This is a genomic window from Fibrobacter sp., from assembly GCF_045131395.1.
GTDB lineage: Bacteria > Fibrobacterota > Fibrobacteria > Fibrobacterales > Fibrobacteraceae > Fibrobacter.
The window spans coordinates 54,979-76,510 of sequence record NZ_JBGUQY010000019.1; the positions used below are offsets into that span (position 1 = coordinate 54,979).

A 21,532-nucleotide genomic window follows, 5' to 3' on the forward strand; every position below is an offset into this window, starting at 1 on the left:
TATTATTTGAAAGACAAGGAGAGATAACATGATTAAAAAGTTTATTGCGGCTTGTTTGCTGGGCGTGTCGTTCGCATCGGCACAGTTGGTGGATGATCCCTATGCTTACACATCCGGAGCACAAGAGAAAGCGACTCCTGTAATGAATGTGAATCATACGGAAAATGATGAGCCGCTGTTTGCGGTGTCCATTCACCCTGTATCCATGTTTGTTTTGTCATTGATCGACATTCCGTCGATTTATTTGACAATTGAAGGAAACCTGGCGAGCCATTTGTCCTTGGTTACTAGGCCTTACGTTATATGGAAGGATTTTTCGTCCAGTGACGAAGAACTTGATATTTATTTGTTCGGTATTTCAGAAGGCTTGCGCTTTTACTTTGATGGCGGTCATCGCGGCCTGTATTTGGCAGGGCATTTCATGTACGACCGAGTGGGCTTGGAATACACTTATGAAGGAAATTCCAAGGACAATGTTGACCTCCATATGAATGGTTATGGCTTTGGTCTGTATGTCGGCCATAAGTACCGTTCAGGGCGCTTTACGACATCATTTGAAGTGGGCTACGTCTATTCTCGCTACTCGGGCTCGGATAAGGCAGAAGATGACGTAGAAAAGATTGCAACCGTGGGCTCGGGCATTGACTTGTGCTATACGTTCGGCTTCGTGTTCTAGCACATTTTTCTATTTTTAGAAAAAAAATTGGAGATTTTTATGCCAGCAATTCATTTGACTGCAGAAAATTTTGACTCGGTGATTTCTTCGGGCCAGCTGGTCTTTGTGGACTTCTGGGCTACTTGGTGCCGTCCGTGCATGATGATGGGCCCTGTCATCGATGAACTTGCCGACGAATACGATGGTCGCGCCGTCATTGCAAAAATCAATGTGGACGATGCTGGTGTGGGCGATATCTGTGCCCGCTTTGGCATTACGAACATTCCCAACATGAAGCTCTTCAAGAATGGGGTGGAAGTGGGCAATGTGGTAGGTGCCGTACCTAAGGCCACCGTTAAAGGCGTTATCGACCGAAATCTGTAGTACTCATGCTGACCAAACGTTTAATTGTCTGTCTTGATGTCCGCAACCGCAAGGTGACGAAGGGCGTCAAGTTTAAGGGTAATATCGATATCGGCGACCCTGTAGAAATGGGCGCTCAGTATAGTGCTGACGGTGTCGATGAATTAGTGTTTTATGATATTACCGCAAGCGCAGAAAATCGCCCTTGCGATATGGAAATGATTCGCCAGATTGCTCACCGCGTGTTTATTCCGTTTGCGGTGGGTGGCGGTATTCGTAACTTGGATGATATGCACGAGGCCCTTTTGGCTGGCGCCGAAAAGGTGAGCGTGAATAGTCTTGCCGTGCTTCACCCTGAAATTATTGCCGATGGCGCGAAAGCTTTTGGTCGTCAGTGCGTAGTCTTGGGCATGGATGCGAAGTTCGTGGGCGTCTCGGATAAGTTCCCGAGCGGCTACGAAGTGTATATCCGAGGCGGCCGCCAGGCCATGGGCCTTGATGCCGTTGAATGGGCCAAGAAGGCCGAAGATTTAGGCGTTGGAGAAATTTGTCTGAACGCCATTGATACAGACGGTGTTCGCAATGGCTACGAATTGAACATTACCGATCAGGTGGCTCGTGCAGTACAGGTGCCGGTGATTGCAAGTGGCGGTGCCGGAACTCCGGCCCACATTGTGGACTTGTTCCGCAAGACTTCTGCCGATGCGGCCCTGGTTGCCTCCATGGTTCATTTTGGCGATTACACGGTGCCTGGAATCAAGAAAGAAATGCTTGCTGCAGGAATCCCTGTACGCAAGAAAATGAACGGCGAGGTGTAGTTTGAATCCTTCTGTTGCAGTCAAGATTTTTGAAGCGGGCAAAAGTGCCGGTGCGGATTTTGTCGAAATTTTCGAAGAAGAAACCCGCAGCTCCATGCTGGGCCTTAAGTCTAGTCAGATTGAGTCTGCAACTGCAGGAACTGAATACGGCATCGGAATCCGTTTGATTTATGGGACCGAAGTTCTTTACGGTTTTACAAGTGATGATTCCGAAGAAGCTCTGGTAAAGCTGGTGCAGACTCTTGCGTTTGGCCGCATTGCTGGCCAGGCTGCAAAGCCCGTGGAATTTGCACCCCAGAAGCGTGTTGCCGATTATAATTTGGATGCATTTAAGGATCCTCGTGTGCTGGGTCAGGCTGTCAAGCAGGACTTCTTGTTCCGCGCGGATCAGGCTGCCCGCAAAATTTCGGATAAAGTAGTGCAAGTGGGCGCGTCGGTGACCGATTCTTGTTCGGTGATTACGTTCATGAACAGTGATGGATTGAACCTTTCGATGAACCGCGCTCGCTTGCGAGTGAATGTCACTGTTACTGTATCCGATGGAACTGAAAGATTGACGACTCATGAAGCTCCCGGAGCCTTGGGCGGTTACGAATTGTTGGCCAACTATTCTCCGGAAGGCTTGGCGACTGATGCCACGGAACGCTTGCTGCGTATGCTTTCGGCTGGTTATATTAAGGGTGGCCAGATGCCTGTGGTGATGGGCAATGGCTTTGGTGGCGTGATTTTCCACGAAGCTTGCGGACATCCCTTGGAAACGGAATCGGTCCGCCGCGGCGCAAGCCCGTTCTGTGGTAAAATTGGCGAAGTGATTGGTCAGTCTTGCTTGACCGCCATTGATGACGGCACCATGGATGGTGTGTGGGGAAGCCTTAAGTATGATGATGAAGGTACTCCGACGCAGCGCACGACCTTGATTGAAAACGGTATTTTGAAGACTTACATGAGTGACCGCGTGGGTGCCAAGGAAGTTGGAATTAACCTTACAGGTTCTGCCCGTCGCGAAAGCTACAAGTATGCTCCCGTAAGCCGTATGCGCAATACCTTTATTGCTCCCGGAAAAGATTCTCTTGACTCCATGATCGCCAGCGTGGATAACGGACTTTATGCTGCCCGTATGGCCGGTGGCTCCGTGAATCCTGCAACGGGTGAATTTAACTTTGCCGTCGATGAAGGATACGTTATCCGTAACGGCAAGATTTGTGAACCGGTACGCGGCGCGGCCCTTATTGGAAAGGGCCACGAAATCATGCCTCGCATTAGCATGGTGGGTTCCGACTGGGAAGTGGCTGCCGGCGTTTGCGGAGCAAGTTCCGGACACGTGCCTGTAACGGTGGGCCAGCCTTCCATTAAGGTCGACCAGATTCTGGTGGGTGGCCGCTAGGAATTTTTCCAGCGTTTTTGGGGATTGGGGCAATGGTCTTCGTGACTATCGGGCCAGATCCAGATTTCGTCTATAAATGGGCAAGCCTCGCATTTGCCGCCGACTGGGCAAATGTCCGAGTTTCCTTTAAAGAAAAGGCTTCCCTCATTTTTGACCTTGGAGGAACGGAGGTTTCCTGAAAGGAATTCTTGCCTAAGAAATTCGATTTCTTCGTCCGATATTTTAAAACGGTCTTGTAGTGCCTGGGGGGCGTTATCGAGGAATACCACCGGATTCCATTTGATTCGCTGGATTCCTGCGCATTCTGCCCAATGGAGAATTGTATCGACTTTGTCGATGTTTTCTCGGTGTAGCGTTACTTGTAGCGATAGGGTGGCGGTGGAGAAATTGCTTGATAGTTGCCGGCGGTATTCCAAAAGGCGTTCCACGTTTTCAAGCCAGTCCCTTTGGCTGATGCCGCCAACTTCGTAGGCGAGGGTACTGATCTTGATGTCGCTACAGGCGGTGAGCAGGTTGTCCATGCCCTGTTTGGAGTTCCATGGATGGGGAAAAGTCCCGTTGGTGGTAAGGTTTATCTTGATGTTGCGAACCCTGCAGAATTCCAACAACTCCTTGAATCTTGAATAAAGTAACGGTTCCCCCATGGTGGAGGGAATCAGTTCTTGCGGGGCGTATTTTTCGATGGCGGCTTGCGCCAATTCAAAGGGCATTTCTCCGTATGGAGTGGATGCGCCCCTTTGCCTTAAAAAACATAGCGGACAATGCAGGTTGCACAGGTCCGGATTTGTAAGTAAGGTGATTCGACGCATCCGTTGCTTTATGCCCGATGCTCTCTTATGTATTTGATAGCGGCAAGACCTGCCTTAGCACCTTCGCCTACGGCGACGGCCACCTGGAGTGTACCTCCGGTGCAGTCTCCTGCTGCGAAGAGTCCCGGGAGCGTTGTCTGGAAATCCTTGTCGAGAACCAGCGTCGATCCTTCGAAGCCTGCGCCAGCCTTTTTGGCCAGGTCAGTTGCACTTGCGCTTCCGATAGCCACAAAGAGTCCGTCAAATTCTTCTTCGGTGCCGTCTTCGTAGTGCACACCCTTGAACTGGCCTTCGCCAACAAGGGATTGCAGATGGCGGTTTTCGATGCGGACGCTGGGCGGGAACGATGTGGCCAAGGTTGCTCCGTTTGTAAGGAGGGTGACGCTCTTGACAACCTGCAGAAGTTCCTGGACTTCGTGAAGGGCGTATTCGCCGCTGCCAAGAACGGCCACATTTTTCTGGCGGTAGAAGAAGGCGTCGCATACGGCGCAGTAGCTCACACCGTGACCTTCCAGTTCTGCCATGCCGGGAACAGGCTGCTTGCTGCGGGCTGCACCTGTAGCCATGATGCAGACCTTTCCGTGATATTCGCCAACAAGGCCTTTGGCGGAGAATCCTTGACCGTCAAACATGAGGTCGGTGATTTCGTCGTCGGCGATATTTGCTCCGAGGTCCATCGCCTGCTTGTGGCCGACTTCCAAAAGCTGTTCGCCGGTAAGAGGTTTTTCAAGTCCGTAATAGTTCTGGATCATGTGGGCCTTGGCGAGTGCGCCTCCGTCTTTGCCCACCAGTTGAACAGAAAGGCCTGCTCGCAAACCGTAGAGCGCCGCTGAAATTCCTGCAGGTCCGTAACCTAGAATTAGCATGTCGAACATAAAAAACCTCTTTGTTTTTCATTTTATACAATTGCTATGGTACAATTTATTTATTTTAGACAAGGTTGTTTGAAAGATTCCATTAAAGGATCGTTATGCAAAGATATACTCCGCGCGATATGTTCGTTGAAGCCGGTTATGGACCCAGTTTTGCGGCTCAGCTTATACAGAATGCCTATAGCAAGCTATTTGAAGGTGACCCGATTAACGAAAGAGTTTGTTTTGATGCGTCTGATGACATGAGTTACATCATCGATATTGGACACGACGATATTCGTTCTGAAGGTATGAGCTACGGTATGTACATTACCGCTCTGACGGGTCATGAACGGCAGTTCGATAAGCTGTGGAATTTCTCGAAGCGCTATTTGCGTAATGATGACGGTCCCCATGTAGGATACTTTGCCTGGCAGGTCTCGACTACGGACTTTAGCAAGATGGATCCGGGTGCAGCTCCCGATGGCGAAGAATATTTTGCCATGGCCCTTTTGATTGCTGCCGAAAAGTTCAATCGTCCTGATCTCAAGGACGAAGCTATCGGCCTCATTAATTGGATGCGCAATAAGCCGAACAATGGAATTGTGGGCCCGATGATTGACCCTGAACGGAACTTGGTGAAGTTCTCTCCGGTATTGGGTAACGACTTTACGGACCCGAGCTACAACACCCTTGCTTTCTACCGTGCCTTTGCCGAAGCGACCGGAGACGAAAGGTGGTATACGACTGTAGAAAAAAGCCTTGAATACTTGCAGAAGGCCGCTCACCCTGTAACGGGACTTTGCAGCGAATACACCGAATATGACGGTACTCCTAGGGCAACTCCTTGGTATCCGGAAAGCGACTGCTTCAGCGGTGATGCTTGGCGTGTGGCCATGAACCTGAGCTTGGATTATGCCTTGTTCCAGGGGCATGAATGCGAAAAGCAGATTTGCGAAAAAATGCTGAACTTCTTTAACAGCAAGCGTCCGTACCTTGCAGACTATTCGATTGATGGGGGTGATTTCCCGCGTCCGGGACGCAATGCGACTCCTGGCGTGATTGCCATGAACGCCGCGGCAACCCAGGTGTTGCCTACGGATGACCCGCGTATCAAGCCTTTCGTGAAGGACTTGGCTGCGCTCTCGGTTCCTTACCGTTTCTGGCGTTATTACGATGGAATGCTTTATCTGATTGGTCTCCTTGCCACTGCAGGGAAAATCAGAATCTAGAGTTCTTTTAAAGGAGTAGAATAATATGAACAAATTAAATTCGCTGATGGTTTCGGGGGCTGTCGCTGCAGCTTTATTCTTTGCAGGGTGCGAAGACGTTCGTACCGAAGAATACCCTAGCGGAAAAATCCGTATCCAGTCGACTTACGTGAAAGACAAGAAGGAAGGTCCTGAAAAGGAATACTACGAAAACGGAAACGTAAAGCGCGAAGCGAATTATGTGAACGACCGTCGCGAAGGTGTCGTCAAGGAATATTACGAAGACGGAACTCCTGAAGCGGAATACAACTACGCCGATGGTTATATCGAAGGTCTGGTCACTCGTTACCACAAGAACGGTAAGGTGGCATCTAAGGCGGAATACAAGCAGAACAAGCAGATTGCTTTCGGTGAATATTTCGATGAGAACGGTGAACCTGCCACTAGCGGTTCTTACAAGGATCCTCGCGATGGCTACTCTTACGAATGGATTCGTATCGGTACCCAGCTGTGGACTGCAGAAAACATGAATTATGCAACTGCTTCGGGTTCGCTTTGCGCCCAGTGCAATCACTGGGGTCGTCTCTACAACTTTGAAAATGCAAAGAAGGCCTGCCTTGACGGTTTCCATATGCCCACGAAGGATGAATGGAACGTCTTGCTGACTTATGCGGGCACCAGCAAGCCTGTGGGCGTTGTGCTTAAGGCCGGTTACGGCTGGGATCCGATCAAGGGTACCAACAACTATGGCAACGGCAAGGATGAACTCGGATTCGGAGCCAAGGCCGGTGGCGGTCACTTTACCAAGAGCGACGTGCCGCTGAAGGAACGTAAGTTTGAAGCTGCTGGCCAGAAGGCTTATTTCTGGACGGCTGAAGGCGAAGTGTTGGTGTTCTTCCACGACAAGGATATTGCCAAGTTCGAAAAGTTCAATCCGGAACACGGCGCAAGCTTGCGTTGCATTAAGGACTAATTCAGTTTGAGAATAAAAAGAAAGGCGCTCCGATGAGCGCCTTTTTTAATTGCTTTTTAGATTGCCTGCGACACTCGCCTTAGGCGATGTTTAAGCTCTGTTCGCGGATGCATTCGACTTCGTTCTTGAGCTCGATAGCGAGGGCGGCGATGTCGGCACTCTGGCACTTGGTGCCCAGGGTGTTGGCTTCGCGGCCCATTTCCTGCAGGATAAAGCCGAGGTTCTTGCCCTGAGCGCCGCCTTCCTTGAGGGCGTTCAGGAACAGCTTGTTGTGGCTACGGAAGCGGGTGATTTCTTCGTGGATGTCCAGCTTGTCGGCCATGATGCAGGCTTCCTGCAGCAGGCGGACATCGTCGATTTCGCTATCCTTCAGGAGCACATTGATGCGTTCCTTGAACTTGCCTTTCCACACTTCGATGCGCTGGGGATCGAGAACTTCAATCTTGTCGAGGACGGCGTTCAGGTGATTCACGCGGCCTTCGAGATCGCGGGCCAGGTTAGCACCTTCTTTTTCGCGCATCAAGTTCACCTGGTCGAGAGCCTTGTCCAGTTCTGCAGCCAAGTGCTTTTCCAGAGCTTCGGAATCGGCATCGGCGTCGGTGAACTGCAACACTTCAGGGAGAGCGAGAATGTTTTCCAGAGTGATGTTGCCTTCGATGCCGAACTTCTTCTGCATGGCGCGAGTGATGTCGACAAATTTTGCAATAGCGGCTTCGTTGTATGAGACCGGAATGTTTCCGCCGGTGCCTGCGCCCAGCGTCACGCTGAAGATAACGGAGCCGCGGACCAGCTTGTCCTTGATCTGGTTCTTGAAACTATTTTCGAGATAAGCCAAATTCTTCGGCAGCTTGCAAGAGATGTCCAGGAAGCGGTTGTTCACGCTGCGGACTTCGATTACGCAGCTGGCGCCCTGATACATGGACTCGCTCTTTCCAAACCCTGTCATCGATAAAATAGCCATAATTAATCCTTATTAAGCTTTTTTGCTCACCATGGCAATGACGTGTTCTGCACCGAAGTTAGCAAAACCGATAGCCGTCAGGAACTTGCTGAGCTTGTGTTCGTTCTGATAGCTAATGGTTTCGATTTTCAACCCTTCCTTGTCGCAGAGGGTGTGGAAATCCTTCAGCGTCAGGATACGGATGTTCGGTGTGTCGTACCATTCGTAAGGCAATTCCTTGGACTTCGGCATGCGACCGTGCAGCATCAGGCTTCCGCGGGTTGTCCAGTGACCGAAATTCGGGAAGGTCACGATGGCGCGCTTGGCCACGCGCAAGAGTTCGTTCAAGAGAGCCACCGGATCGCGGATTTCTTGAATGGTGCGGTTGATGATGGCATAGTCGAAACTGCCGTCCTTGAAGTCGCGGATACCGCTTTCGTCAAGGTCGCGCTGGATCACGGGCACATCATTTTCAAGGCAATCCATGATGCTCTTGAAGTTGCGTTCGATGCCCAAGACCGTTACATGCTTTTTCTTGTTCAGGTAATCCAGCAGTTCGCCGTTACCGCAACCGAGGTCGAGAACGTTGCTGTTTTCCTTGACGAGGCTTCCGATAAGGTTGAAGTCTTCGGTGTCGTGGAAAACGGGCGTCACCTGTGTTTCGGGGGTAGCCGGAATAATCTTGGAATCGAGGAAACGGCCTACGGCCTTTCCCAGGTCGCCGACTTCGATGAGGAAGCCGTCGTGACCGAATTGCGTATCAAGTTCAAGGCTGGTGACCACCTTGCCGGCATTCAAGAGTGCGCTTGTGATGCGGCGGGATTCGTGGGGCGGGAAAAGCCAGTCGGTACTCAGGTTCACATTCAGGAATTCGGCCTTCACGTCTTTGAAAGCATTTTCAAGGGAACCGTATTCAGTTTCGAGATCGAAGCTGTCGGTAGCATGTGCGATGTGCAGGTAGCTGTTGGCATCGAAACGGTCCACGAATTTGGCGCCCTGGTAACGCAGGTAGCTTTCCAGCGGAAGATCTAGGTCGAAAGGTGTGCTGTAGGTAACAGCGTGGTTACGGCTTTCCTGGTCCTGGGCGCGCTTGAACTTCTGTTCCATGCCCACGGCGCTGAGGTAGGTAATGTGGGCGAGCTTGCGGGCGTTGGAAAGGCCCACATCCGGATGGGCGGATTCGTAGTAGTCGCCACCGTTAAAATTCGGGTCTTGAGTAATCACGTCGCGGGCGACGATTTCAAAACCGAGGGCCTGGCTGCTGAAACGCGGAGAGCTTGCGATCACGATGCAACGGCGCACGAGTTTCGGGTAGTAGATGGCCCATTTCATGGCCTGGAAACCACCCATGGAACCGCCGATGACGCAGCAGAGCTGGTCAATGCCGAGACCCTTTGCCAATTCGCGCTGGGCATTCACCATGTCGCCGATGGTGATCATGGGGAAGGTGCTGCCGTAGGGCTTGCCCGTGCGAGGATTGATGGATGCGGGGCCAGTGGAGCCTTTGCAGCCACCCAAAATGTTACTGCACACGACAAAGAACTTGTCGGTATCTACCGGTTTGCCGGGGCCAATCAGGGCGTCCCACCAACCGGGTTTCTTGTCGTTTTCGGTATAGTAGCCGGCAACGTGGGCGTCTGCCGTAAGCGGAGAACACACCCAGACAACGTTGCTCTTGTCGGCGTTCAGCGTTCCGTACGTTTCGTAACGGATTTCCAGCGCCGGAAGGGTCTTGCCACTTTCGAGCTTAAAACCCTCGTCCCCGTAATCCTTCGTAAAGGTCTGGGGCACCACAGGGCCGACGCTATATTTATGCAAAAATTCACTCATATGCATAAATATAGCTTATTCCAACATAATCGTAAACGGTCCGTCGTTGGTTAAACTCACTTGCATGTCGGCGCCAAAGCGCCCCGTTTCTACAACGGGGATCTCTTTTTTGCATTCGGCTATAATATAATCATATAGCTCACTGGCAAGGGCCGGATTTCCGGCTCCGTTGAAGGTGGGACGGTTTCCTTTGTTGCAATTTGCATATAAAGTAAATTGTGAAACCAGCAGGAGTTCGCCGCCCACATCTTTGATGGAAAGATTTGTCTTGCCGTTTTCGTCGGCGAAGATGCGGAGCGCAAGCATTTTGCGGATGTAGCGGTCGGCAACTTCTTTGGTGTCGCCTTCACCCACACCGATAAGGATCATGTAGCCCTTGCCGATTTTTCCGACGGTTTCTCCGTCGATATCGACTTGGGCGTTAAGAACACGTTGAATCAAGAACTTCATAGGCCTGCAAAATAATAAAATTTTTCTATAGCAGCCAAGGAACGGCTCAATCTGTCAGAAATCTTATAAAATTATATTTTTCTTACAAAAAACAAGGGGGAGACTCCAAAAGGGTACAAAAAAATCCATTCTTTTCTAAATTTGGCCGCGGAAATTGTAAACAAAAGGAAATGTTATGGTTGTTGAACCAATGATCCGTAGCAATATGTGCGTGAATGCCCACCCCCAGGGCTGCGCTATGGATGTGAAGCGCCAAATTGAATACGTACAAAAGAAGCGCGCTGAACGCGGAACTCCGAAAGATGCCCCGAAGACCGTTCTGGTGTTGGGCTGTTCTACAGGTTATGGACTCGCTAGCCGTATTTCGGCAGCTTTTGAATTCGGTGCCGCCACCATCGGCGTGTCCTTCGAAAAAGAAGGTGCCGATGAACCTCGCCAAAAGAGCGGAACTCCGGGTTGGTACAACAACATGGCCTTTGACAAGTTTGCTCATGAGGCTGGCCTTGAATCGGTGACTTTCAATGGTGACGCATTCTCTCATGAAATGCGCAATAACGTGATTGACACGCTTAACAAGATGGGCCGCAAGGTGGACTTGCTGGTGTACAGCGTGGCATCCAGCGTGCGTGTGGATCCGGACAATGGAACCCTTTACCGTAGCGTGTTGAAGCCTATTGGCGAAACCTTTACTGGTGCAACCATTGACTGCATGACCGGTGCTATCAGCACCATCAGCGCAGAGCCTGCTACAGAAGAAGAAGCAGCCAACTCTGTGAAGGTGATGGGTGGTGAAGACTGGGCTCTTTGGGTTCGTCAGCTGAAGGATGCCGGCGTGCTTGCCGAAGGTGTCAAGACGGTGGCCTATTCCTACATTGGTCCGAAACTTTCTCACGCCATTTACCGCGACGGTACGATTGGTGGTGCCAAGAAGCATCTGGAAGCAACCGCCAAGGAACTCAACGCTGAACTTCAGAAGGAATTGAAGGGCGAAGCCTACGTGTCCGTGAACAAGGGCCTGGTCACACGTTCCAGTGCCGTGATTCCTATTATCCCGCTGTACCTCTCGGTGCTCTTCAAGGTGATGAAGGAACAGGGAACTCACGAAGGTTGCATTGAACAGATGGAACGCCTGATGAACGAACGCCTTTATACGGGCAGCGCCGTTCCGACGGATGAAAACAATCTGATTCGCATTGACGATTGGGAATTGGACCCGAAGGTGCAAGAAGAAGTGAACAAGCGCATGGCTACCATTACTCAGGAAAACCTGGCTCAGGTGGGTGACCTGGAAGGCTATCGCCATGACTTCTTGGCCACTAACGGCTTTGACATCGAAGGTGTGGATTACTCCGCCGATGTGAAGAGCATGATGACGATTTAATTAGCGTTTTATGTTGTGAAGCTAAAAAAGGCGCGGGTAAAACCGCGTCTTTTTTATAGGGCGAAAACTCGCTTGATTTCGTCCATCTTCGTAGTGGCGGTGAGTACGAGCTTGAGAAGCACTGCGGCCTTTTGAGGCGGCAGGCGACCGGCGCAAATGCGGCCTGGGGCAAGCGTTTCGTTCAGAGTCACTAGCCCATGGTGGATTCGTGTCGAAACGACCACGGGAATTTCAATCTTTTCAAGGGCGCGGGCCCATGCGAGACTGAATTCACCCGAGCCGGCGCCCGCAATCACGAGACCGTCGGAGACGCAGGCGGCGTATTCCAGAATCTTCGGGTTGGCATCGACCGTAAAGTAGACCACGTTCACTCGCGGCAAGCTTTCGAGCTTGGAGACGTCAAAGAAGTTTTGTTCTTTGAGGGCGTTCCAGTTGGAGCCTTCGCCGGGAGCGCTCACGCCCATAGCGTTAATCGCCGAAGCGCTGCACTTTTGTACGCTCCGGGCGTCGAAAAGTTCGCCCGCGAAATATACCCACACTAGATTTGCCGGAGGATCGTCGTCGACGGCGAAGCCGGCTGCCGCGCGCACGGCACCCAGCAAGTTTGCGGGGCCGTCGGGGTTCTTGGCGGTAGCGGGCTTCATGGAGCCTGTGAAAATGACTGCTTTTTCGCACTTGACCGTAAGGCTTACGAAGTAGGCCGTTTCATCCATGGTGTCGGTGCCGTGAGTGACGACGATGCCGTCTACGGAATCGTCAGCCTGCAATTCGGCGATGCGGTTGGAAAGCTTAATCCACAGCTTGTCCGTCATGTCGTCGGAATTCACATTGCAAATCTGCTCGGCCGTAATCTCGGCATATTCCGAAAGCTCCGGCACCGATTTGACTAAGTCTTCGGCGGAAATCTGCCCGGACACGTAGCCCGTATTTTTGCCGGGTTCACCGACGCCAGCGATAGTGCCGCCCGTAGCAAGAATCACGATATGTTTTTTCTTCGCCATAGAAATCCTCCGCTACCTTACTTCATCCAATAATTGCTGCGCTGTGACGCCGTAGTATTTTTTGAGGGCTTCTTCGTTGCCGAGGGTGCGCATGTTCTGGATGAAGTTTCTGAAGTGCACCAGGTCGGCGTTGCGGGCCAAGAGGCGTTCCACCATGGCCTGCGAATACCAGTAGAGTTTGACGGCGGTGCCGGTGTTGTTTTCGTTCACGAACGGTGTGGTGAGAGCTTCGATGCTAGGGGCTTCACCATCAGGTCTTGCCATTCCCGTGCGCGAGGCATCAATCACCTGCGCGATACCTTCGTTGACCCACAGCGGTACATGGTGACGAGTCATGGCGCGTATGAATGCGTGGGTGAGTTCGTGGAAGAACATGGGACGGTAAATTTCGCGGTAGGCCATTACGTTCACCGGAATACGGAGCTTGCCGTCGAATACGGCGCCGACCCATTCGGGGCGGGGGCCTACACCTTGGTACTGCGAAGACTCGTAAAGCACCAGGCTCATCTTGTTTTCGGGATGGAAGTCAAAGAGGTGGCAAAGGGAATCGTAGGCGACTTCAAGAACCGCGAGCGCTTCCATGATGTCTTTGCGGGCGGGGCGGCCTTCGAATTCCACGCGGAAATGCATGGAGCGTTCCAGGCCCAAAGTTTCTATTTCGCGGATCAGGGATTCGCTTTTCTGCTTCAGGTAATCCAAGTCGTTGTGGCTGAATTTTCGGGATTGAATGTAGGCGATGCAGTCTTCGTATCGTTCCTGCTCAAAAAGGATTCCTGCCAGGTGCAGTTGCAAGTTCTGGTCATCGGGCGTTTCTTTGAGGAGCATGCGCACGTTCTTTTCGGCGCAGTTCCATTCTGCCATTTCAAGGCATTCGTTGGTTTCGACGATTAACGCTTCATGCTTGTCAAAAGCCTCTTTGGCTGCCGATTGTTGCATGTACCAGCGGATGCCAATGAGCAAGACGATTACGCCTAGGACTATGGAGACGATATTTTTCAAAGTCGTACCGCTGTTTCGTTGGATGCGTCGGTTTTACCGCTGCCGGCCTTCTTGTACCGCTCGCGAATGAGTTGCAGATCGTGCTGGTAGGGATTCCGTTTAAAGTCTTCGAAAGCCCAGGCGGTAGGGTGGAATTCACCCTTCGCATAAGTCAGGAGCATATCGAGCCACACGCCCTTTCCTGCGTAAAGCTTGAAGGGGCCGCGCTTGTAGCTGGGGAGAACCACTTTGTCCAAGTCCATGTAACCGATGTCGATATTCACGCGGCGAGCGTCAGGGTCGCTGGCCTGTGCCATGGTGAGTTCCAGCGCATTGCTGCGTTCTTTTTCGAAGGCAATGGTTTCTGGCGGAATGGTCTTTTCAAAGGAGACGACGCCGCGGTAAAGTCCTTCACCCATTTCGGGGGTGTAATAGGGCGTCTTGTCGAAGGCGAAAAGTTTGCCCTTGTGGCGAATTTTGCCCCAAGTGCGTTCCAAGGCGTCAATCACTTCGGACTGCCATTCAGGACCCGGCTGCAGAACAAATGCTAAAAGCTGTGCGTTTTCAGAAAATTGAGAAGACTTCATATCGTTAGTGCGGGAAAATCATCAGGTTCTTGCGAATGATGTCAAGTTGCTGCTTGCTGAACGAAAGCACCTTGTCCTTGACGGTGGTGGGGAACATGTAGTTGTCTGCATCCGGACAGTTGCTTGGGTCGAAACTCGAAGTGTTGCTAGAAATGTAAATTCTCGGCATGGGGGCGTTGATATCTGTTTTGGAAACTTTCAGCAAGACCCTGCGAGTGCTGTTGCAACGGGGCGTGTCTTCAAGTCCGTCTTCTATGTTTGAATAGTCTCCAAAATCGTAATAGTTTACGATATATTCAACATCTGCAATGGTGGTGGTGGTGTGCCTAAGTCCAAAGAAATGCCCCGTTTCGTGCAATGCGGTTTCGACTATATCTTTCATGGATACATCATCTTCGCCGTAAGGGGTCTTGACATGGGTGCCCAATACCACGGTACTTTCGGTACCTTTTCCAAGGTTTCCGCTGAACAGGTTTGAATAGCCTAAAACGCCATCGCTGTTGATGTAATGCACGAGTACGATGTCAAGAGCGTTCTCGACTCCAGGCCATCCGCCCAATTCAGAAACAAAGAAGTCCTTGGAAGAGTAACCGGCAAGCCAGGGCTCGTTGGCGGGGTATTTGCTACCCAGGGTGGGGTGCTTTTCGGCACGGTTAATGTAGAGTGTGTCTATGGTTACCGTGGCGTACTGTTTTCGGAATTCCTTCAGCAAACTTGATGCCAGTTCCTCGATGGTGTAGTCCTTGATTTCTTGCTCGATATTGCCGACCAGAATCATGTTGATTGAAAAGTGGTCCGAGTAGGCTCCGTCTCCGGTAAGACGAATGTTTGAAACTCGCCCCTGATAATAGGTGTCGTCTAAAGCGAGCGATGTCGCCCAATCCGCTTTGTCATTTTCTTCGCATATAAAAGAATAGACGTACCGGCCTTGAACAATTGTGGGTTCTAGGGATCGAACTTTGGTGGGGTGCCATTCGGTTTCGTCTTTGCTCAGGACCAGTCTAAAAAGCTGTAACGTGGGTGCTTCAAAATTAGGGTCGACATCAAAAGACAGTTCGTAGGTAGCCTTTGGGTGAACCTGTAGCGTAATGCCGTGGGCAAGATATGCTGCTGCGGAATCGTTTTGCGCTTGATCGTTGGGGAAAAGCTTGCGGAAAAAAAGGTTGTTGTTGTCGGGATAAAGGGTGAATTCTGTGGAATCATCCTCTGCGCAGCCGGCAAAGAATAGGAGAATGTTCAAAAAAAACAATGCGCAAAATTTTTTACAAAAAATTTTCATAAAAACGAGCTCCGAAGTGCCCAAAAAAGCGTGTATAGAATAGGGACTCTTCTTTAAGGCTTCATAACTATGAAATCTAGTAAAATAAATAAAAATTCGACCGATTTGCGAAACCTTCTCACCCCACTCATGGGAAAACCTGCTTTGCTGAGTGCCATCGTGGTAATCGGTACTGTGGCGAGCCTAGACGAACCGGCTTACGCTTATGTTCTCTTGCCAGTCTTGGGGCTGTTTACTCATGTGTTTCAACGGGCTTTGCAGTGGGTGGTGCTGGTTAGCCTTGTTTTGGGGATTGTAATTCATGAATATTCCGGGGAGCGTGTCGAGGATGCTTCGCCTGCAGTAGAAGCCTGTGGATTTGTGGAAAGTTCCCAGCACAAGAAAAGCGGTATGGCCGTGGTAATACGAACGTCCCAAACTTTGACGGGGGAGCGATTGATTGGTACTAGGGTTCGCTTGACGGAAAAACGGGATTTGCCGCGGTACCCCATGCCGGGAGATTCCCTTTGCTACGAAGCTTCTTTTTATCCGGTGATGCCGCCGACGGTGCCGGGGGCGTTCGATACTCGGGGCTGGCTCAAATCCCAAGGGCTTGCTGCTTATGGAAAATTTGTTCACTGGACTGTTTACAATGAAACCTGGGTGCCGGAGCGCAGCTTTTATCAGTTCCGCAAATGGATCGGGTCGCGATTCAGCGAATACCTGGACCCTTCGGAGACGGGGCTATTGCTTGGGCTTTTGGCGGGGGACAGGAGCGGAATTCCCGATGCATTGCGGAGTGACTTTCAGCGTTCGGGACTTGTCCATGTGCTGGCCATTAGCGGCTTTCATGTGGTGTTGCTAGCTGGAATGTTGATGATTTTCTTGAAGGCGACGGGGCTCCCGCATCGGGTGGTGCGAATTTTGGCAATCGCCTTGCTGTTCCTGTACATCCCGGTTACAGGCGGGTCGCCGGCCGTAAGGCGGGCGGTGCTCATGTTTGCCGTGCCGCAGGTAGGCGCGTTGTTCCAAAGGCCGGCAAATACCCTGAACAGCCTGGGGGTCGCGCTTTTATTCATTGTGATTCCCGAACCGGCAGTCATCTGGAATCCGGGATTTCAGCTGTCGGTGGCGGCCACCATGGGAATCTTGATGGGCGGCTTTTGGAACCCCCTGAAGCAACTGCCCGAAGAAATCCAGAAGAACAAGTGGTGGGGACGTTTGCAAGCTTTGGTGGTGGAGCCGACTTATGTTACCTTGTGTGCAACCCTTTCTACATCGCCTTTCTTGATTCACCATTTCAAGACTCTTTCGCCTTTTGCATGGCTTGGCAATATCGTGGTGGTACCCGCGATTTCTATGGGAATGCAGGCGGGATTGTTTGCCCTGCTTTCTCCGTTGGATTTGCTACGGGAACATTTTTGCTATGCGTCGCGGTTCTTTTTGAGGCTAGCGTCCCTGTTGACACGCTTGCTGTCGGACTCTTCGCAGGCTTCCGTTACGGTTGGCCCGTTTGAGCCATGGGTGCTTTTGTTGTGCGGTTTCTTGATCGTGGTATTCCCGTTTTTTGCCAAGAACCGCATTGCCAGGCGTTTTTCGTTGTGTTGTATGTTGCTGTTTGCCGCAATCTTTGCCTACAAGGGGTATGGTGCCGTTATAAAGCCGAGCTGGAAAATGACCACCATTGATGTGGGGCAAGGGGATAGCCACTTGATTACCACACCTTCGGGGGCTCATATCTTGGTGGATGCGGGTGATACGAAACGGCAGGATTCCGGTAAAGATATTGTGGTCCCGTATTTGCACCATATAGGGGTGTCTAGCCTGGATGCCTTGATCGTTACCCATGCTGACCAAGATCATTTTGGCGGAGCCTATTCCATTATCAAGACCTTTCCGGTCAAGGAACTCTGGATTACTGATTGCGCAAGAATTGATGAAAAGGAGAACTGGCAGCAGATTATTGTCGAAGCCTACCGGCGAGGAATTCTTGTCCGCGACATTTCCCGCGGAATTTTGTACAAGGAAAAATTCTTTGAAATCAAGGTGATTCATCCGGATACCAAGCGCTGCATAGATGCCAACACCCAGAGCATTACCTTTCGGGCAAGGGGCCTGGGACATTCCGCCTTGCTGACAGGAGATTTGACGGTGCAGGGCGAAAAGGAAATCATGAAAACGGATTCCTATTTGCAAAGCGATGTGCTGAAGCTGGGGCATCACGGCTCAAAGACTTCCAGCGGCAGGGACTTCTTGAAAAGGGTGGATCCGAAGCTGGCGATTGTTTCTAGCGGACGGAAGAATCGTTTTAGGCACCCGAGTAAACAGGTGATTCAAAGGCTAGATTCGCTAGGGATTCCTTATTTGAATACAGCTGAAAAAGGAACGATTGATATTATCTTTCGTTCCGATACAATGCTGGTCAATACGATGTTGAGGTAATTACAGCGCCGTTATCACGTAAAGGGCGATGCTTTTCTGGTCGTTGTTGTCTTCTTGCATGATGCCGATATCGAATTCAACACGTACGCGGGTTGCACCAAAGGTGGCTTCCATCTTGGGGATAATGTCTACCATAAAGTCGTCTCTTAAATGGCCGGCACTTCCGCTGGTGTTAATTTCGATGAGGCACAAGAAACTACGGCCGAAGTGGAGGGTGGGGGAGGTTCCCAGCGAGAATTTGACATAGCCGTCTTCTCCGGTAACGCCATCCAGGAAGCCGGCGCGGGCTTCGTAGAAGTTAGAGAAGTTGCTTGCGATATAAACATCTTTACCGTAGGTTAGCACCACGGCGCTTCCGTTGTTGCGGTTAAGTCCGAAATAGCCGTCAATTTCGATGAAGCGACCTGCGCCTATGCGGTATCGGCCACCCAGGTCGATGGAAGCCTCCATGTTGTCGAGCTTATTGTAAGTGTACATGTCCACCTTGGCACCGAGTTCCCATTCCTTGCTCAAGGCCCCCATAATATTGACGGGGAAGAGAACATTATCGCCAAAGTCGGAACGGAGACCTACACCGGCAGCGAACTTGGGCGAGGGTCGAGTTTCAGGGCCAAAAGTGTAGCGCATGTTCCAAATACGGTCCAAGGCGAATACGTTTTGGACGCAAAGGCATGCTAGGGCAAAAAGAACGATGCGTGAGAATCTCATACGCCCTAAAAATAGCTAAATTTTAGGCGCAAAAAAAGAGGATATTATGATTGATCCGCGTCCAGAGCTTTTGAAACTTTCTGATTACGTTCCCGGCAAATCCATGGAAGAAATCCGTGCCAAGTATGGTTTGACCGATGTCGTTAAGCTTGCTTCGAACGAAAACCCGCTCGGAGCCTCGCCCAAGGCGGTCGAGGCTTTTCACGCTGTTGCGGACCAACTGCACCTTTACCCGCGCGGTGATGCTCCCAAGCTGATCAACGCCATTGCTGATTTTTATGGCGTCAAGACGGAACAGATCGTTATCGGCAACGGTTCCGACGAAATCATCGACATGGTGGGTAAGGCCTTTATCCGCCAGGGAGACAATTGCGTCGGCATTACGCCCACGTTCTCTGTCTACAAGTTTACCACCCTTTCTAACGGTGCCGACTTTATCGGTGTCGGTGTGGGCGACCAGAAAACGCCGCTTTCGGAACTTTTGAAGGCTATCAATGACAAGACTCGTGTGGTCTTCATTTGCAGCCCGAACAACCCGACTGGCGTTTACTACAACAAGGAAGAACTGCTTGAATTCCTGGATAAGGTTCCGAGCAATGTGCTTGTGTTCCTCGACCAGGCTTATTCCGAATTTGCAACGGCAAGCGATTACCCCGTGCTGATCGATATGCTGGACAAGTACAAGAACTTGTTCATCAACCGCACTTTCAGTAAGATTTACGGTCTTGCAGGTCTCCGTATCGGTTATGCCATGAGTAGTGCCGAAGTGATTAAGGCCATGTGGAAAATCAAGCCGCCCTTCGATGTGAACCAGGCTGCTCAAGTGGCTGCTATTGCCGCCCTTTCTGACAAGGACCACGTCAAGCGCACTCTCGAGCTCAATGCCGAAGGTATCAAGTACCTGACTCCGGAATTTGAATCGCTGGGCTTCAAGGTGTTGCCGACGCAGGGTAACTTTATTTGCGTGCGCATCGGCGCGAAGGCAAAGGACTTGGTGCTGTTCCTCGAAAAGAACGGTATGATTGTTCGCGGTCTTACAAGTTTCGGTCTTCCGGAACACATCCGCGTGACCCTCGGCAAGCGCGAAGAAAACGAACTCTTGGTTAGCCTTGTGAAAAAATGGGTGGCTCAGGCTAAATAGCCGGAGGTGTTATGGCAGCGACAGCAGAAAATCAAGAATTCTTGAAAATCGCCCTCAAGGCGGCTGAACTTGCCCAAGAAAATATCATGAAGTATTTTCAGGCAAGTGTCGGCGTGGAATGGAAAAAGGACAACACGCCTGTGACCATCGCCGACAAGAGCACCGAAGAAATCGCCCGCAAGTTCTGGGAAAAGGAAACTCCGGGCTTCGGCGTGATTGGCGAAGAATTCGGCATCGAGAATCCTGATGCGGAATACCAGTGGGTGATTGACCCCATCGATGGCACTAAGGCATTCATTCACGGCGTGCCCCTGTTCGGTACGCTCATTGCCTTGTACAAGAAGGGCTCGCCTATCGCAAGCCTTATTCGCATTCCGGCCATGAATACGGCGGTTTGGGCTGTCAAAGATGGCGGAGCCTTCCTCGATGGTAAGCCGGTGAATTGCTCTAAGGTGGCATCGCTTTCGGATTCTCTGGTGCTTTCGGGCACGGTGAATACCATGGAAACGGCGGGCTACGGCGAAAAGTATGCGGCCGTGCGTCGGGCTGCCAAGCTGCATCGCGGCTGGGGCGACTGCTATGGCTACTACCTGGTGGCAGCCGGTCGCGCCGAACTGATGATTGACCCGGTGGTTTCTTTGTGGGACATCGCCCCGTATCCGCTGCTGTTCAGCGAAGCCGGCGGCAAGTTCAGCACTATCGACGGCATCTCGAACCTTTTCGATGCGACGGGAAAGCCGGTGGCCCCCATCTATGAAGGCTACACGAGCATGGCTTCGAACGGCCTGATTCACGACGAAGTCGCGAAAATCATGAAGCCGTAATTCGTTATTGCTGATTGTTGTTTATGTATAATAAAAGATCCCACCCCATTTTATTGGGGCGGGTCTTTTGGTTAGGAGGAAGGAGTATGAAGCTTTATTTGACGGTGAATGCCGCACCGTCGTAGTCGATGGTTACCGGCTTTGCGGCACTCACGACCCCAGCGAGGATAGCATGGCTCAGCGGGCGTTCCACGTTCCTTTCCAGGTAACGCTGGATCGGGCGTGCACCGAATTCCGGCTGGTAAGCGCCATCGGCAATGGCATTGAGCGCCTTGTCGGTCAGTGTGAGCCGCAAATCCTGGCGAGCAGCGCGTTCGGCGAGTCCCTTGAATTTCAGCTTCACGATGTCCCTGATCTGCGGCTTGGTGAGGCTCTGGAAGACCAGCACTTCGTCCAAGCGGTTCAGGAATTCCGGCCTGAAGAATCCGCGGAGTTCCGGCTCGATTTCCTTCAGCGTCACGGGTTTTGCATCACCAGCTGCGCCAGCAGCGGCACGGTTCTGGAAGTGGGCGGCACCCAGGTTCGACGTCATCAAGATCAAGGTGTTCTTGAAGTTCACCGTACGGCCCTTGCCATCGGTCAGTCGACCGTCGTCAAGCACCTGCAACAGCGTGTTGAACACGTCGGGGTGAGCCTTCTCGATTTCGTCCAGCAGAATCACGCAATACGGATGGGTACGCACGGCTTCGGTCAGCTGGCCGCCTTCTTCGTAGCCCACGTATCCCGGAGGCGCACCGATCAAACGGCTCACGCTGTGCTTTTCCATGTATTCGCTCATATCGATACGCACCAGCGCGTTCTCGTCGTCGAACAGTTCCACGGCAAGCGCCTTCGCCAGTTCCGTCTTGCCCACACCCGTCGGGCCCAGGAACAAGAAACTGCCAATCGGCGCATTCTCGCGGCTTAAACCACTACGGTTACGCAAGAT

General features: G+C 51.5%; 21 protein-coding genes. 10 read left to right on the top strand and 11 right to left on the bottom strand.

What is annotated here, in order from left to right; all coding sequences use genetic code 11:
• Positions 1–28: 28 nt before the first annotated feature.
• The 4 genes from ACJMNB_RS05680 to ACJMNB_RS05695 are packed head-to-tail and all read left to right on the top strand — an operon-like array spanning position 29 to position 3,220.
• A complete protein-coding gene (locus ACJMNB_RS05680; protein ID WP_405339835.1) occupies positions 29–676 on the top strand; it encodes a hypothetical protein in 648 nt (215 codons plus the stop codon).
• A 39-nt stretch (positions 677–715) separates the two neighbouring features.
• On the top strand, positions 716–1,039 hold the full coding sequence (gene trxA, locus ACJMNB_RS05685; protein ID WP_405339837.1) for a thioredoxin: 324 nt from the start codon (positions 716–718) through the stop codon (positions 1,037–1,039).
• Positions 1,040–1,044: 5 nt separating this feature from the next.
• On the top strand, positions 1,045–1,836 hold the full coding sequence (hisF, locus tag ACJMNB_RS05690; RefSeq protein WP_405339839.1) for an imidazole glycerol phosphate synthase subunit HisF: 792 nt from the start codon (positions 1,045–1,047) through the stop codon (positions 1,834–1,836).
• Between the two features lies 1 nt (position 1,837).
• Entirely contained in the window at positions 1,838–3,220 is a 1,383-nt protein-coding gene (locus tag ACJMNB_RS05695; RefSeq protein WP_405339841.1) for a TldD/PmbA family protein, read from the top strand.
• Here the strand turns inward: ACJMNB_RS05695 and ACJMNB_RS05700 are convergent.
• Together ACJMNB_RS05700 and ACJMNB_RS05705 are read right to left on the bottom strand one after the other, a co-directional pair.
• Complete coding sequence (locus ACJMNB_RS05700; protein WP_405339843.1) at positions 3,217–4,029, bottom strand: radical SAM protein; 813 nt, start codon at positions 4,027–4,029, stop codon at positions 3,217–3,219. The genes ACJMNB_RS05695 and ACJMNB_RS05700 overlap by 4 nt on opposite strands.
• 8 nt (positions 4,030–4,037) lie before the next feature.
• Entirely contained in the window at positions 4,038–4,904 is an 867-nt protein-coding gene (locus ACJMNB_RS05705; protein WP_405339845.1) for an NAD(P)/FAD-dependent oxidoreductase, read from the bottom strand.
• A gap of 119 nt (positions 4,905–5,023) precedes the next feature.
• Here ACJMNB_RS05705 and ACJMNB_RS05710 point away from each other — a divergent pair, with 119 nt between their 5' ends.
• Positions 5,024–6,112 (top strand): glycosyl hydrolase family 8, encoded by a 1,089-nt coding sequence (locus tag ACJMNB_RS05710; protein ID WP_405339847.1) that lies wholly within the window; start codon positions 5,024–5,026, stop codon positions 6,110–6,112.
• Positions 6,113–6,137: 25 nt separating this feature from the next.
• Positions 6,138–7,064: an FISUMP domain-containing protein gene (locus ACJMNB_RS05715; protein ID WP_405339849.1), complete on the top strand. Its 927-nt coding sequence runs from the start codon at positions 6,138–6,140 to the stop codon at positions 7,062–7,064.
• Positions 7,065–7,143: 79 nt separating this feature from the next.
• Here the strand turns inward: ACJMNB_RS05715 and ACJMNB_RS05720 are convergent, their stop codons facing one another.
• The 3 genes from ACJMNB_RS05720 to dtd are packed head-to-tail and all read right to left on the bottom strand — an operon-like array spanning position 7,144 to position 10,284.
• On the bottom strand, positions 7,144–8,010 hold the full coding sequence (locus tag ACJMNB_RS05720; protein WP_405339851.1) for a YicC/YloC family endoribonuclease: 867 nt from the start codon (positions 8,008–8,010) through the stop codon (positions 7,144–7,146).
• Between the two features lie 27 nt (positions 8,011–8,037).
• Positions 8,038–9,834, bottom strand: coding sequence for a homoserine O-acetyltransferase (locus ACJMNB_RS05725; protein ID WP_405339853.1), 1,797 nt, complete (start codon positions 9,832–9,834; stop codon positions 8,038–8,040).
• 15 nt (positions 9,835–9,849) lie between these two features.
• Positions 9,850–10,284, bottom strand: a complete 435-nt coding sequence (dtd, locus tag ACJMNB_RS05730; protein ID WP_405339855.1) for a D-aminoacyl-tRNA deacylase — start codon at positions 10,282–10,284, stop codon at positions 9,850–9,852.
• 175 nt (positions 10,285–10,459) lie between these two features.
• Between dtd and fabV the strand changes: the two genes are divergently transcribed.
• On the top strand, positions 10,460–11,665 hold the full coding sequence (gene fabV / locus ACJMNB_RS05735; RefSeq protein WP_405339857.1) for an enoyl-ACP reductase FabV: 1,206 nt from the start codon (positions 10,460–10,462) through the stop codon (positions 11,663–11,665).
• A 53-nt stretch (positions 11,666–11,718) separates the two neighbouring features.
• Here the strand turns inward: fabV and ACJMNB_RS05740 are convergent, their stop codons facing one another.
• The 4 genes from ACJMNB_RS05740 to ACJMNB_RS05755 are packed head-to-tail and all read right to left on the bottom strand — an operon-like array spanning position 11,719 to position 15,471.
• Entirely contained in the window at positions 11,719–12,666 is a 948-nt protein-coding gene (locus ACJMNB_RS05740; RefSeq protein ID WP_405339859.1) for an asparaginase, read from the bottom strand.
• Between the two features lie 12 nt (positions 12,667–12,678).
• Positions 12,679–13,665, bottom strand: a complete 987-nt coding sequence (locus ACJMNB_RS05745; protein ID WP_405339861.1) for a hypothetical protein — start codon at positions 13,663–13,665, stop codon at positions 12,679–12,681.
• Positions 13,662–14,231, bottom strand: coding sequence for a DUF4416 family protein (locus tag ACJMNB_RS05750; RefSeq protein ID WP_405339863.1), 570 nt, complete (start codon positions 14,229–14,231; stop codon positions 13,662–13,664). Before ACJMNB_RS05750 ends, ACJMNB_RS05745 begins: the two co-directional genes overlap by 4 nt.
• Before the next feature lie 4 nt (positions 14,232–14,235).
• A complete protein-coding gene (locus tag ACJMNB_RS05755) occupies positions 14,236–15,471 on the bottom strand; it encodes a hypothetical protein (protein WP_405339865.1) in 1,236 nt (411 codons plus the stop codon).
• Between the two features lie 168 nt (positions 15,472–15,639).
• Between ACJMNB_RS05755 and ACJMNB_RS05760 the strand changes: the two genes are divergently transcribed.
• Positions 15,640–17,931: a DNA internalization-related competence protein ComEC/Rec2 gene (locus ACJMNB_RS05760; protein WP_405339867.1), complete on the top strand. Its 2,292-nt coding sequence runs from the start codon at positions 15,640–15,642 to the stop codon at positions 17,929–17,931.
• On the opposite strand, the gene ACJMNB_RS05765 is transcribed toward ACJMNB_RS05760, so the two are convergent.
• Positions 17,932–18,639 carry a hypothetical protein gene (locus tag ACJMNB_RS05765; RefSeq protein ID WP_405339869.1) on the bottom strand — a complete coding sequence of 236 codons (708 nt, stop codon included), beginning with the start codon at positions 18,637–18,639 and terminating at the stop codon, positions 17,932–17,934. It lies immediately after the preceding gene.
• Between the two features lie 46 nt (positions 18,640–18,685).
• Between ACJMNB_RS05765 and hisC the strand changes: the two genes are divergently transcribed.
• Together hisC and hisN are read left to right on the top strand one after the other, a co-directional pair.
• Entirely contained in the window at positions 18,686–19,780 is a 1,095-nt protein-coding gene (hisC, locus tag ACJMNB_RS05770) for a histidinol-phosphate transaminase (protein ID WP_405339871.1), read from the top strand.
• 11 nt (positions 19,781–19,791) lie between these two features.
• The gene (gene hisN / locus ACJMNB_RS05775; RefSeq protein WP_405339873.1) at positions 19,792–20,604 is read left to right on the top strand and encodes a histidinol-phosphatase; all 813 of its coding nucleotides are present in this window, start codon (positions 19,792–19,794) and stop codon (positions 20,602–20,604) included.
• Positions 20,605–20,698: 94 nt separating this feature from the next.
• On the opposite strand, the gene ACJMNB_RS05780 is transcribed toward hisN, so the two are convergent.
• Positions 20,699–21,532: AAA family ATPase (locus ACJMNB_RS05780; RefSeq protein ID WP_405339875.1), on the bottom strand; the 834-nt coding region annotated here is incomplete at its 5' end.